Source organism: Dyadobacter sp. HNCC25DJ185, assembly GCF_056895195.1.
Genome location: NZ_JBXHAR010000006.1, coordinates 40,528 through 53,667, shown reverse-complemented (window position 1 = coordinate 53,667; position 13,140 = coordinate 40,528). Strand labels below are relative to the sequence as shown.

The following is a 13,140-nucleotide window of genomic DNA, read 5'->3' as shown; positions in this document are numbered from 1 at the left end:
TGTTTAGACTGGTGTATCATCAAAGTTGCTTTCTCATGCAAACACTATTCTCTGTTTCGGTATCCTTGCTAAATGCCGGGATATTCCGGTATCCTAATTTGTGGTACATTGAAATCGCTTCGGGTTGCTTTTTGCCGGTTTCCAAAATAGCGTAGGTACTTCCGGTCATGCGTGCCCAGTTTTCAAGTTCACATACCATTGCCGTCGCAATACCTTTGTTTCTAAAAGCGGGCGTGACGTACATTCTTTTCAATTCAGCCGTATTTTCATCGAATTTTTTAAAACACCCGCATGCCACAGGCAGCTCGTTTTCGTAGACCAAAATCACGGTTTGCAGATTAGTGATACGGTTGTATTCTTCAAAGTCTTCAGGTTTGGTGTTGTAGATGTCGCAAAGCTCGATATCAAGCCTGTCGGTGAGTTTTTGAAAATCAGGATTGTCGCTGTTGGTCCGGGTGATGGTCATCATGACTAATTGTCCAGCTTATGCAAAAAGTTTGGTATGTATCGGGTGTGCTTTTGCCCTGCGTCCGGCAAGTTATCAAAAACATCGTAAGCATGGGGTTTTTCGTTAAAACTCTTGTGAAACGATCGGTTCATCCTTTCGGATTAATGGGAGCGACTGGTTCGTCATAATTTTCTATCTTTCATGGGAGGCGTCCGACGCGGAATCAAGCTCAATAAAATCATGCGAATTTCTTTTTACCTGACCGTGCTTATAGTTGTCCTGAGTGACGCTTGTTTTGGTCAGAGCGGCTTCAGAGTTGTCCCGCTGGGTGTCAAAGGCGGAGGGAACGATGGCAATTTGTCGGCTTATATGGTTGCCCCGGCCGGTTCATATCACTATATCTGCTTGGATGCCGGTACGGTGAGCAATGGTATCCGAAAGTCGGTGGCCAACAATGTGTTTGATGTATCTGCGGAAACAGTTTTGAAAAAATATATCAAAGCTTACTTGATTTCCCACGCTCACCTGGATCATTTGTCGGGGATGATCCTCAACTCGGTGGATGATACGGTCAAAAATCTCTATGGATTTGCGTCCTGTATAGAGACGGTCAAGAACCATTACTTTAACTGGCAGAGCTGGCCTAATGTAGCAAACGAAGGTAACTCTCCGGCTTTGAAAAAATATAATTATAAATTATTGGCAGATAGTGAAATACAAACTATTCCTCAAACAGAAATGTCCGTCCGTGCATTCAGGCTCAGTCATGGCAATCCTTACGAAAGTGCCGCGTTCCTGATCAAAAGCGGGGAGGATTATTTGCTTTACTTTGGCGATACCGGGCCAGACGAGGTCGAGAAGAGTGATAGAATGCAGTTAGTTTGGCAGGCAATAGCTCCTTTTGTCCGTGATAAAAAACTAAAAGGGATATTACTGGAAGTTTCCTACCCCAACGCGCAGCCCGACCGCCAGTTATACGGACACCTGACACCCAAATGGTTTATGAGGGAACTCGGTCGGCTTGGTGAGTTGGCAGGCAAGGATCAAATGAAAAAGCTGAACGTAATCGTAACGCATATCAAGGCGACCGGCAACAATGAAAAGACGATCATTCAGGAACTGACTTCGGATAATCCGCTGAACTTAAACCTGATTTTTCCCGAGCAGGGAATAGCGATCGACCTCAAATAATTCAGAGCAACTTTGGCTGCGGCGCTACAGGATTGACAGGAACTTTGAGGTCCATTCCCAGCTCCTCGTTAAATTTTTGGATAAGGTATCCCGATAACAGTGGAGATGCCTCCTCGTGATTCTGGTGGACAAAGAAAAATATATTTTGAATACCTTCTTCGATCCAGCGTTTCAGTCTTTCAAACCAGTCATCTAGCCTGGTATAGTCTGAATCGACATTGGCCCCGTTGTAGCGGATGAATGCAGTCGGCGTCGTCAACCGCATATGTAGTAAATCACGGCGTCCGGCCGAATCTGTGACAATATGTGTGATATTTTTCTCTTCCAGCACTTTGTAGAGTTCTTCGGTGTTCCAGGAGCCGTCGTACCAGGCTGTATGGCGCAGCTCCAAAGCCAGCGGAAAGCCGGAGGGCCATTCCTGGAGGAAGGCTTTTAACGTCTCCCAGTTTTTTGTACCAAAATTGTCGGGCATCTGAAGGAATATCATACCCAGCTTTTCCTGCAAATGCGCGATCCCGTCCAGGTAAAGGTCCATTGGTTCTTTGGCATCTTTCAGCCGCTTCCAATGGCTTATTCCCTGATGTACTTTTGGGAAAAATCTGAATCCCGGCGGTGTTTTGTTATACCAGGATTCAATGGTTTCCAGCGGGAAATTGTTATAAAACGTGGCGTTAAGTTCAATGCTGTTGAATTGAGTAGCATAATATGCCAGCTCGTCTTTGGTCCCTTTCGGATAAAATCTTTTCAGGTCCGCCTTGTTCCATTTAGCGCATCCGATATAGATATTCGGTTTGCCCTTGTTTCCGGCGGCAGCCAGCAATTGCTTGTTGATTGCCGGGTCGGGGGGCAATTTAAAATCAATCTCATCGGGGTTATCGACTTTACCGAATTTCATAGGGACTAAGTTAGGTTAGGATATGGATCGTTTTATTCAAAACTCATCGTCCGAAATCATCCTGAACGCGTACGATGTCGTCTTCATCGGAAGGATTGGACGGATCCGTATGCTGCCATATTTCCGCAACAAAACCCCACTCATCCACTCCGACCAGGCGATGGCGTTCTCCTTTTTTCAAATCGATTACCGTACCGATCGGCAATTGCCGGAGTTCGGTTTCTTCGTCCGTGTCGCTGATAACAATACCTGCATTGCCGCCAATCACCTTCCATATCTCGGCGCGGCGGTGATGGTATTGCCACGAAAGACGTTTGTTAGGCGCAACCACCAATATTTTCGGGCTCAGTTTCTCATAACCAGCAAAGTCTTCCAGGGATAAATGCGGGAAAAATGTAGATATGAACTTGGGTGCTTCACTTTCTTCTAAAACAAAAAAACCACCCCATGGGCGGGAATGGTCTTTACTTACAACTGTAAATCCCTGTTCGTCTATAAACTGTTGTACTTTGGCAAAAACAACATCCTTATCGGCTGTTGCTGAGAATGACTGTATCATGCGAAAGAGTTAATGATAATCGGGTGAATGTCAAAATTAGGATAAAAAACAAAAAGATGCCCCAAAATATTCAGGACATCTTTTGAATTATATCTACTAATTTATACTTATTTATCCCACCATACCTTGGTGGTAAAGTCGTCTGGCAAGGTTGCTCCTGTTTGATAGTTGGGATTACCAGCTATTTCGTTAGTCGGATATTTCAGTCTCACAGGTATAGTGCCGTTTGTGAGGTTCCCAGGGTAGTTGGTGGGGGTAAGTTTAGGATATCCTGTTCTTCTCCAGTCGGACCATGCTTCCCACCAATTAAAGAATTTGTTGACCCAGAGCTGCTCGCCGATCATTTCTAACGCGGGCTTCGTCACTCCGTAGGAATAGGTTGTGAGATAGGCGGTTACGGCTGCGTCCGACACAGTCAGGCTCGCGTCGTAAGGGGTATACATTTGCATCGAAGCCTTCACGCCAGCATCGTAGTGAGATTTGGCAGTTCCGGCGATACCGCTACCGATTTTTCTTTCAATCGCTTCGGCCAGAAGGAGTTCGACCTCACCATAATTCATGATCATATAAGGATCTGAATCCTGCAGCATTTTCACATTGATGCGGGAATAAGTCTTGGGGACATCAACGGTCTTGCCTTCCAGCTTGTCGAGCATGGCCTGGTCGTAGCCGTTCGGCATCCCTTTTTGTTGCAAAGGATCCAGGGTGATCGGTGTGTAAGCCGAAGCGGTCCATTCTCCGATACCGCCGCTGATGATCATCAGGCGCGGATCGTCGTCGGCGACGGTGGTCTTGTTGGTGCCTTTCAGAAAGTCTACCAATGTCGCGCTCAGGTAAGAGGGCTGTCCGCCGTCCCCTGGGTCGAATGCCCGGGAAATTCCGTTCTGGTTAACCCACTCACTTGGTCCGTCGGCCATTTTAACCCAGACATTATCTGCGTTGCTGGAGAAAACGCCTCCCGCGGCGGCTTTGGTTACATAGGTGGCGGCCTTGGCAGCATCTACATTAGAAATGCGCATCGCCAAACGCAGCATCAGGGAGTAGCCCCATTTCTTCCATTTCGCAATGTCACCATTGTAAATGAAATCATGCGCCCCGAAATTTTCCTCCGGGTTGCTGGCACTGAGGGTTGAGCAGGCTTCGTCCAGTTCTTTCAACAGATCGGTATACACTGCTTCCTGGGTGTCGTATTTCGGGAAGAAGATACCGCTGGTACCCTGGTTGGCCTCGGTGTAGGGAACATTGCCATAAAAGTCTGTCAGGCGTGCAAAGCTGAATGCGCGGATGATCCGTGCTGCCTGGCGCATGTTGGTATACTTTCCTTCCGCAAATCCGCCCGGGCCCGATTGCTTCAGGATTTCAGCGATGTTTTTAAGTTGGTCATTGTAAGTAAATTCGAACGGGGCCGCGTTGGTTTCGGCATTGTTTGTATACTTATCACCCGGGGAGATACCGCCTCCGGAGCTTGCCAACTGCTGGATTGCGTAAGCGCACCAGCCAATGTTGGTCCGCCAATCGATGTAACGGTTATCGCCGGTTGAACCATTGGACGCGATAGCCAGCTCCGTCGTCGTGAAGATCAGGTTAAGATCTACTTCGTTGAGTGCCTGCGGGTTGATATTCAGATCGTGCAATTGCTGGGTATCGCATCCTGCTGCCAATACTGCGACTAACCCATACTTTATATATTTTCTCATGTTTTTCATTTTGGTCAGAATTAGAATGTTGCTCTTAAGTTGAAACCGTAACTACGTGTTGACGGGAATCCGAAATAGTCAAATCCCTGAGAGTTTCCGTTGGAATAGTTTGACTCTGGGTCAATATTGTCAACATTCTTGAAAAGGATCGCCAGGTTACGACCAACAAAAGAGAGCGAAAGTGCCTGCAAAGGCGTTTTTTCCAGGAACCTTTTAGGGACAGAGTAGCCCAATGTCAGCTGTCGCAGTTTCACAAAAGAAGCATCGTACAGATACATGGTAGTGACCGCATCTGCCTCGCCTCCTACTGAACCCCAATAATTGTAGGCTTCCTGCGGAGTCAGGGTTTTGGTAAACGGCTTGTATTCAGTTCCTTCTTGTGTTACACCGGTCACAGTCAGCGTAGCCTCTCCTTGTCTTCCCTGCAGGGAGCGTTTGCTCAGTCCCCACTGATCGAGCCTCATGTTGGTACCTGAAAGAATGTCGCCACCCACTTTGAAATCCACCAGGAATGAAAGGTCGATCCCTTTGTAGTTGAATGCGTTGGTCAAACCGCCGGTCAACTTGGCAATACCGTTTCCGATGATCTCATAACCTGACGTTCCAACAGGACGTCCGTCGCTATAGAATACGGGTTGGCCATCGGGGGACATTTTTTGAACACGTCCTGTGATCATACCGAAAGGCTGGCCGACGATATTCTTGATGTATGAATTTCTGGTGCGGGGCTCATCCATTACAAGTTCAGTAGTGCCTTCAATCAATGACTTAACCTTATTGTTGTTCTTGGCAAGGTTTAGAGTCATATCCCAGTTCAGGTTGTTGGTCTTGACTGGAGTAAATGTCAAAAGGAGCTCGATACCACGGTTTTGAAGTTTACCCAGGTTAACGGATGTACTGCCAAAGCCGGACGCCCTCGAAATGGTAGCATTCAGGATGTCATTGGTTGTTTGTTGATCGTAATAGGTAAAGTCAACACCTAGCTTGTTATTGAAAAGGCGGAAGTCAATACCGAGTTCTGTTTCTGTCACAGTCAATGGTTTCAAGTTCGGGTTGGGGATGTTACCGCCGTTACCCATAGCCTGAGAGAAGGAAGCCATCGGATATCCCAAATGTGGGTTTCCGTTAAGTGAATAGGTCAGGTTGGTGGCGTATGGCCCAATTGTAGCATTACCTACTTGTGCCCACGATGCCCGTACCTTACCGTATGAAACCCAGGATGGAAGTGACTTTAAAGCATCAGAGAATACGAAGCTACCTCCCAGAGAAGGGTAAAGAATGCTGTTGGTAGCAGGGTTGAGCACCGAGAACCAGTCGTTACGTGCAGTAGCGGTCAGGAACAAGTAGCCGTCCCATGAAACTTCTGCCGATCCGAGCAGTGAGTTGATGCCGCTTTCGCTGACGTCGTAATCCCACGATTTACCCTGTACGTTATTGAGGGCAGGGAAGAACTGGACATTGAACCCGTTACCGTAAATGTTCACATAGTCATATTTTCTTCTCATACGGTTACCACCTCCGAAAGCGGTGATACCCAGCTTGCCAAACTCCTTGTTGAAGCCAATGGTATATTCTGCATTGATTTCTGAGACATTCCAGGTTCCCATGCTTCTGGCGCCCCCGCGCTGATAACCTGTACCTTCTGGTGTGAGGGCTTCCGAGCGTCGTTCGTATTTATCCATCCCTACACGTCCCTGTATGAAAAGCCAGTCGGTAAGCTGGTATTTCAACTGGCCGGAAGTAATGATCCTGTTTTTCTTATCAGTTTTAATGAACTGATAAGCAGTCCAGTATGGGTTTTGCCCCCAGTTGTTATTGGCCTGCTGGAATTCTTCGCCCACTTCTTTACCCCAGATACTCAGGCTCGCAGCGTCAGTGCCGGCGGGTATGGCGCCTGGTTTGTTGGGATCTCCGTAATAGTCGAGAATGTTGTAATTCCCAGGTGTACGCCAGACAGCCTGAATTGCATTACCTGGCGAGTCTGACAGATTAGGACGGTTTTTTGCTTTTTCTTCTGAGTAAAGCACTTTTGCATCCAGCGAAAGTTTTTTGCCAAATTTCGCGTTGGTCGACAGAGAAAGGTTGATCCTGTCGAACCCGGAATTGGGAATAATGGTAGTGCTTTTCAGGTTTGTGACAGACGCACGGAAGTTTTGGGTTTCATTTCCGCCGGAGAATGCCAGATTGTTTGTAAAAGCATGACCAGTTTGGAAGAACCTTGAGAAGTTGTCCCCGGCATAGGAATAGGGACGCATTTTTCCGTCGAAGCCTATAACCTGACTATTGTCGTATTTTGGCCCCCAGGAATCATCACCCCATTCATACGCCTGGTTTTGATTGATTGGTTTCACGGCGACGCCGTTGGCGTAGCCTCCTGCGCCGTAAGAATGTTGCAAATCAGAAAGATCGATCATTTTTTCAAATACATAGTTCGACCCGAATTCCACGCCGATCCCTTTTCTTTTTGTGCCACGCTTGGTGGTCACGTTGATTACGCCATTTGCCGCGCGGGAACCGTAAAGAGCGGCCGCGTTCGCACCTTTTAGCACCGTAATAGACTCAATATCATCGGGGTTGATACTGGACAAACCATCCCCTTCATCGGATCCTCCCCACAGACCTGCCTGTCCAAAGTTGTTGTTGTCCATCGGGATACCATCGATCACATATAATGGCTGGTTGTTTCCCTGCAATGATTTATTACCACGGATAATTACACGGGACGAACCGGCAGGCCCGGAAGCGACCTTGCTTACGTTCACGCCGGCGACACGGCCGGCCAGGGCATTGCCAAGATTGGCTTCCCGGGCGGCGGTCAGGTTGCTTCCGCTGACTTCTGTGATTGAATATGCGAGCGCTCTTTTGTCCCTGCTGATACCAAGCGCGGTTACTACAACTTCATTTAGAGCAGTCGCTTCGGCCGCAAGGGACACGTTCAAGACGGTGGCATTGGCTACTACTTCTTTGGTTACATAACCGATATAGCTGAATGTTAAAGTCTTCCCCTTTTCGACAGTAACGCTATATTCCCCTTTATCATTGGTTGAAGTACCCCTGGTGGTACCTTTAACGACTACGTTCACACCGGCAATGTCACCGCCGCTTGCATCCGTTACTTTTCCGGATACTGTCATTTCCTGCGCATAACCCGGGAGGGCGAGCACAGAGAGCAGTACCAACATCTTCATCAGTAGATTTTTTTTCATACTCTTTCTTACTCTGGATAGGTTAATAGATTTTGGTAGACAAGGAAATAATGATAGAAATTAAATCAAATATACCACGGGTTCGTGCACATCTATATAGTGTTATTTTAGCTAAAAATGACACATTTTTAACGTTGTGCGAATTTGAATTGCGGGGTAAGGGCTCAAAAAGTGCCTTTTTGACTCACATTGTATAGTTTATTTTCTTCTGGTACAATTTTGCCCCAATTTGAAATCCTTGCAGTATTTTAACTGTGTTCAAATTACCTCTGTAGGGTATACGTACTTAGTTGGAAGACAAATTTTTGTACCAGGTTTTCCAGAGAATGACGGAGCAGATGAGGAAGATGATCAGTGCTGCAAAGGTTTGAAAAGGCATTAAGAGCACTAGAAATACGGGAATGGCAGTAAGCGCGGTTTGCGCAATAATACCGATCGACACATTGAAAATATCAGTTTTAAAATTTGTGCTGGCGGTAAAACCAGGGTCTTCTTTTCTCAGTTCCCGCTTAATCGGCTCCCAGAAGCCCCATGGCCTGACCTGCTTATAAAAGGCTTTTAAAACTGCGGGCTCAGTGGGCGGCGTCAGCAATGAGCCGGTTATTGCACCTGCGGTGGAAAGAAACAAGATCAAAGGGAAATAAAACAACGGCAATGTGCCGGGAAATAAATGCGGGCATAAGGTAGCGGAAACGATCCCTGCGAACATTCCAGAGAAAAAGCCATAGCTATTGAACCGCCACCAATGGAATTTCAAAACATTTGATGCAATGTAGCCTCCGTAAAGCGCTGAAACGATCCAGAGAAGCGTACTATTGATATCTTTCACCAGCAAACCTGTCAAAGTACTGATGGTTACGACGATTAATCCCAACATGTAAGTGGCCCGTGTGATTTGCGCACTGCCGGCGCCGGGATTGACTGATTTCAGGTACACATCATTGACCAGATAAGCCTGCGCAGCATTAAACGTACCCGCAAATGTGCTCATAAAGGCCCCCATCAATCCTACCAGTACAAGTCCGAGCAGGCCGGAAGGAATATAGGTGTTCAGGACAGCAGGGAGAATTCTTTCGAAATCCATCCCGGAAAAAGTCGAGATATTGATTTGATCAAAGAATAAAAGACCTAAAACCGTGACGCCAACGATCAAGAGATATCGGGTAGGCAAGAGCACAATATTTACGACCATGCTCATGAGTGCCGCTTCCCTTGGCGTTTTGGCGGACAGGATTTTTTGCATATCATAACTAGGCATTGGTCCGGCCAGGCTTGCCAAGATACCTTTGGCAGCCATGAGTATAAAGAAATAACCAAATGGGGAGAACTTGTCGTCTGCAATTTTTTGACTCACCTCGGGAATAATTCCCCGCCAGTCGAGATTCAGGTCTTTCCCAAAGAATGGATCAGCCCATCCTTCTGGAACATGAAGATTGGCAGGATCTTTCAAAGCGATCATCGCGATTGCAGCTACAGATACGGAAATGATTACCATAATGATATAATGAATGAAATCCGCCCATACGATGCTTTTCATGCCGCCCAGCAGTGAATAAAAGACAGTAAAAACTGTGAAAATGATCCCGTACATATGGGCCACATACTTAGGATTGAGATCAAACGGAATAAACGGGCTCAGGGTCGACCAAGGGATAAAGATCTCTATGAACTTTCCCAACCCGATAAAAGCATAGGTCATAAAGCTCAGGCAACTGATCAGTGCGAAAATAATGATAATGCCGTGCCCAAGGTTTGAATCCCTTTGGCGACCAAAGCGGGTCAGCATCCATTCGGCCCCCGTTGAAACATTCGACTTTCGGAGCCATACGGAAAGATAAACCATCATGAAGACTTGATTGAACACTGGCCATAACCAAGGTAACCAGATACTCTTGACACCATACACAAACATGATCGAGACCATCCACGCCGTACCGGAAATGTCGAACATGCCCGATGCATTGGAAATGCCTAGCATCCAGAAAGGAATGGTTTTGCCGCCAAGGAGGTAATCATTTTTGCTCCGGCCAGCCTGCTTTTTCAGGACGATACCGATGATGATTACGAAGCCCAGATAGGCGAGAATAACCGCAAAATCGATCAGTTTCAATTTCATAAAGGCTGGAACAGGCTATTTCGTTGAATAACAGCATTATAGTACATTTTTGGTAATCCTTGCAACAAATGCTGCTTCCCGTATAATGATTGCTATGATATATTGTATTTTATCTTCTCCTAAAAACAAAATTCTCCCTTGGTAGGATTATTCTGGCTTTTTTTGTTATTAAATTTGAGAATGAGTCATGATACTTGATTGATGCTTTCTCATCTAGCTAACGTCCGCCAATCTCACGTTATATGAATGAAATTTACCGCGAAATTACTCCTTTGACCCAGTACGATTGTTTTACGGTTTTTACAAGGAGCAAAACAGTTTTCGACTTTCCTCTTCACACGCATGAAGAGTACGAGCTTAACTTAATTCTTTCGGGAAAAGGCGTTAAGCGGATCATCGGGGACCATACGGAGGTAATCGATGACGCTGAGCTGGTTTTGGTAGGGAATAACCTTCCACACGGCTGGATGACCCACTGCTATAAATGGGAAGAGGGGATGCCGGAGGTACAGGAAATAACCGTCCAGTTTCATAAAGATCTTTTTGACGATAAATTCCTGAAACGTAACCAGCTTTTTTTTGTGCGCTCCTTGCTTGAGAAATCAGCAAAAGGTATTTCCTTTTCAAAAGATACCATCGAGCGGCTGATGCCAAGATTTCAGGCATTGTCCCAGAAAAGCGGCTTTGATTCTATTCTGGAATTGATGTCTATCCTCCATGATCTATCTGTTTCAAGGAATATGCGGACACTTTCCAATAGCACGTTTACAGAGGAGAATGTGAACTTTAATAGCAGACGGATCGAGAAAGTGTTTGCTTATATGCGTGACAATTATGAAAAGGAAATTCACCTGGCCGGGGTGGCCAAGCTGGCTGGGATGTCGGAGGTTTCTTTTAGCAGGTTTATCAGGAAAAGAACAGGCAAAACGTTTGTAGAAAGTCTGAATGAGATCAGACTGGGACACGCGTCGCGGTACCTTATTAACACGACGGATACGATCTCTGAGATTGCCTATAAATGCGGGTTCAACAATCTTTCCTATTTCAACCGCATTTTCAAGAACAAAAATGGTTGCACCCCGAAAGAATTCAGAGGCAATTATTCGGGAACCAGGACTTTCGTTTAAATGAAAAGGCCCAGCATGCGAAGATAATGCTTCCCATGCTGAGCCATTCTATTTAACTAGCTGGTAACTAAACTTTTAGCATCCAGCCGAAAACGTCGTCTTCTTTGCCCGTGCGCAGGTCTGTCAGATATTTTTTTATTTTATTGACAAAAGAATCTTCTTTGATCTCAGGAAGCGGATAGTCAACCCCTTCGTAAGCGATGGTTGCGAAGGGAGAAATTACTACAGCCGTCCCTGCTCCAAACGCAGCTTCTAATGAACCGTCTTTCAATCCGTCGATAATTTCTTTTACGCTTACCCTGCGCTCTTCAACCGGGATTCCCCAATGCTGTGCAATGGCTACAATGCTTTTGCGGGTGATGCCGTCAAGCGTTGTTTCTGAAACATACGGTGTTACCAGTTTTCCATCGAGGATAAACATGATATTCATCGTTCCGGATTCTTCGATGTAAGCATGTTCGCGTGCATCTGTCCAGATCAACTGATCGTAGCCTTCCTGCTGTGCAAGTTTTGCGGGATAAAGTGAACCGGCGTAGTTGCCAGCACATTTGGTTGCACCCACACCGCCTTCTGCTGCACGGATAAAATGTGTTTCCACTTTCACGCGTGGAGGTTTGGCATAATAAGTACCTACCGGGCTTGTGAAAATGATAAAGTAGTATGAATCGGACGGTTTTACACCAATGTAGGGATCTGTTGCGAACATATACGGGCGGATGTACAGCGAGCACCCTTCCTGGGACGGCACCCATCCCGCATCCAGACGGAGCAGCTCGGCAAGACCGTTCATGAAAATTTCCTCAGGGATGGTTGGCATGCAAAGACGTTCAGCCGACTTGTTCAGTCTTTTCCAGTTGTCAATAGCGCGGAAGAGAAGCACTTCACCTTCATCATTTTTGTAGGCTTTCATACCTTCAAAAATTGCCTGTCCGTAATGCAGCGCAGCAGTGGCGGGACTTAGCGCCAGATCACCGTAAGGGACAATCCGAAGGTCTTGCCACTGGCCTTCGCGATATTCGGCGATAAACATATGGTCGGAGATGTTCCGTCCAAAAACAAGGTTGTTAAAATCAACCTCCTGCAAACGTGACTTGGTGGTTTGCTGAACTTCAATTTGCAATGTGTCGGCTGTCATAATGCCAGAATTTAATTTTTCAAACGCTCTTAAAAAGGGTATTATCAGGATGTTCTCCAGTCCCGCAATTTAAAAAATTAAATCTGTAAATAATTGATATTTAGTATAACAATTATTTTTTTGAAGAAACCCTGGGCTTCCAGGTAACTTCTTCCACGCCAAGCTCGTAAGTCATTGCGCGACAAAGCATAAAGAGATAGTCGGAAAGGCGGTTGAGATATCGGATCACGATTGATTCCACTTCTTCGCCTTGCTGTAAATGGATCACCGCACGTTCGGCACGACGGCAAACGGTGCGGGCAACATGGCCGAAGGAGACAGATTGGTGACCGCCCGGAAGAACGAAGGATCTTAACGGAGGGATTTTGGTTTCGATCTGGTCCATCTCTGTTTCCAGAAAAACAATGTCCTGTTCTTCGAGATCTGGCAAAATTCTTTTGGTTTGCTCCGGTTCGGAGGCAAGATGCGAACCGATTGTAAAAAGCCTGTCCTGTATTTCTTTGAGTTGATCCCTGCGATTTTCATTCACAGGTTGATCCCGGAGCAGGCCAATGTAGCTATTCAATTCGTCTACAGTTCCGTATGCTTCGATTCTTACATGTGCCTTGCTAAGGCGCGTACCGCCGATCAAAGACGTCGTTCCTTTATCTCCTGTCTTTGTGTAGATTTTCATTGCGAGCCATTTCGATGGTTTGTTGAAGTGTGTAGAAAGGTTCTTTACTGATTAAAATTCTCTTTCTATCTCTGCCATCTTCTTTCGGTGTGG

The 13,140-nt window shown here is 46.2% G+C and carries 10 protein-coding genes; 2 read left to right on the top strand and 8 right to left on the bottom strand.

The genetic code is table 11. The features are described from left to right. Nucleotides 1-19: 19 nt before the first annotated feature. Nucleotides 20-469, bottom strand: coding sequence for a GNAT family N-acetyltransferase (locus AC1XUF_RS17715; protein WP_483343158.1), 450 nt, complete (start codon nucleotides 467-469; stop codon nucleotides 20-22). Nucleotides 470-688: 219 nt separating this feature from the next. Here AC1XUF_RS17715 and AC1XUF_RS17710 point away from each other — a divergent pair, with 219 nt between their 5' ends. Then, on the top strand, nucleotides 689-1,639 hold the full coding sequence (locus AC1XUF_RS17710) for an MBL fold metallo-hydrolase (protein WP_483343157.1): 951 nt from the start codon (nucleotides 689-691) through the stop codon (nucleotides 1,637-1,639). A gap of 1 nt (nucleotide 1,640) precedes the next feature. On the opposite strand, the gene AC1XUF_RS17705 is transcribed toward AC1XUF_RS17710, so the two are convergent. The 5 genes from AC1XUF_RS17705 to AC1XUF_RS17685 form a co-directional block, all read right to left on the bottom strand. Then, a complete protein-coding gene (locus AC1XUF_RS17705) occupies nucleotides 1,641-2,534 on the bottom strand; it encodes a DUF72 domain-containing protein (RefSeq protein ID WP_483343156.1) in 894 nt (297 codons plus the stop codon). 43 nt (nucleotides 2,535-2,577) lie between these two features. Then, nucleotides 2,578-3,093 carry a cupin domain-containing protein gene (locus AC1XUF_RS17700; protein ID WP_483343155.1) on the bottom strand — a complete coding sequence of 172 codons (516 nt, stop codon included), beginning with the start codon at nucleotides 3,091-3,093 and terminating at the stop codon, nucleotides 2,578-2,580. 107 nt (nucleotides 3,094-3,200) lie between these two features. After that, nucleotides 3,201-4,790 (bottom strand): SusD/RagB family nutrient-binding outer membrane lipoprotein, encoded by a 1,590-nt coding sequence (locus AC1XUF_RS17695; RefSeq protein WP_483343154.1) that lies wholly within the window; start codon nucleotides 4,788-4,790, stop codon nucleotides 3,201-3,203. A gap of 20 nt (nucleotides 4,791-4,810) precedes the next feature. Beyond that, nucleotides 4,811-7,996 (bottom strand): SusC/RagA family TonB-linked outer membrane protein, encoded by a 3,186-nt coding sequence (locus tag AC1XUF_RS17690; RefSeq protein ID WP_483343153.1) that lies wholly within the window; start codon nucleotides 7,994-7,996, stop codon nucleotides 4,811-4,813. 286 nt (nucleotides 7,997-8,282) lie between these two features. Beyond that, the gene (locus tag AC1XUF_RS17685) at nucleotides 8,283-10,112 is read right to left on the bottom strand and encodes a sodium:solute symporter family protein (protein WP_483343152.1); all 1,830 of its coding nucleotides are present in this window, start codon (nucleotides 10,110-10,112) and stop codon (nucleotides 8,283-8,285) included. 242 nt (nucleotides 10,113-10,354) lie between these two features. On the opposite strand from AC1XUF_RS17685, the gene AC1XUF_RS17680 reads away from it, so the two are divergent. Continuing rightward, the gene (locus AC1XUF_RS17680; RefSeq protein WP_483343151.1) at nucleotides 10,355-11,239 is read left to right on the top strand and encodes an AraC family transcriptional regulator; all 885 of its coding nucleotides are present in this window, start codon (nucleotides 10,355-10,357) and stop codon (nucleotides 11,237-11,239) included. A 67-nt stretch (nucleotides 11,240-11,306) separates the two neighbouring features. Here AC1XUF_RS17680 and AC1XUF_RS17675 read toward each other — a convergent pair whose 3' ends face one another. Both AC1XUF_RS17675 and AC1XUF_RS17670 read right to left on the bottom strand, forming a co-directional pair. Further along, a complete protein-coding gene (locus AC1XUF_RS17675) occupies nucleotides 11,307-12,374 on the bottom strand; it encodes a branched-chain amino acid aminotransferase (RefSeq protein WP_483343150.1) in 1,068 nt (355 codons plus the stop codon). 112 nt (nucleotides 12,375-12,486) lie between these two features. Then, entirely contained in the window at nucleotides 12,487-13,047 is a 561-nt protein-coding gene (locus tag AC1XUF_RS17670) for a cob(I)yrinic acid a,c-diamide adenosyltransferase (protein ID WP_483343149.1), read from the bottom strand. Nucleotides 13,048-13,140: the final 93 nt, after the last annotated feature.

What these genes read in the sequence shown, in the direction of transcription:
- AC1XUF_RS17715 (WP_483343158.1), bottom strand. Translation starts at nt 469, where the DNA reads ATGATGACCATCACCCGGACCAACAGCGACAATCCTGATTTTCAAAAA.
- AC1XUF_RS17710 (WP_483343157.1), top strand. Translation starts at nt 689, where the DNA reads ATGCGAATTTCTTTTTACCTGACCGTGCTTATAGTTGTCCTGAGTGAC.
- AC1XUF_RS17705 (WP_483343156.1), bottom strand. Translation starts at nt 2,534, where the DNA reads ATGAAATTCGGTAAAGTCGATAACCCCGATGAGATTGATTTTAAATTG.
- AC1XUF_RS17700 (WP_483343155.1), bottom strand. Translation starts at nt 3,093, where the DNA reads ATGATACAGTCATTCTCAGCAACAGCCGATAAGGATGTTGTTTTTGCC.
- AC1XUF_RS17695 (WP_483343154.1), bottom strand. Translation starts at nt 4,790, where the DNA reads ATGAGAAAATATATAAAGTATGGGTTAGTCGCAGTATTGGCAGCAGGA.
- AC1XUF_RS17690 (WP_483343153.1), bottom strand. Translation starts at nt 7,996, where the DNA reads ATGAAAAAAAATCTACTGATGAAGATGTTGGTACTGCTCTCTGTGCTC.
- AC1XUF_RS17685 (WP_483343152.1), bottom strand. Translation starts at nt 10,112, where the DNA reads ATGAAATTGAAACTGATCGATTTTGCGGTTATTCTCGCCTATCTGGGC.
- AC1XUF_RS17680 (WP_483343151.1), top strand. Translation starts at nt 10,355, where the DNA reads ATGAATGAAATTTACCGCGAAATTACTCCTTTGACCCAGTACGATTGT.
- AC1XUF_RS17675 (WP_483343150.1), bottom strand. Translation starts at nt 12,374, where the DNA reads ATGACAGCCGACACATTGCAAATTGAAGTTCAGCAAACCACCAAGTCA.
- AC1XUF_RS17670 (WP_483343149.1), bottom strand. Translation starts at nt 13,047, where the DNA reads ATGAAAATCTACACAAAGACAGGAGATAAAGGAACGACGTCTTTGATC.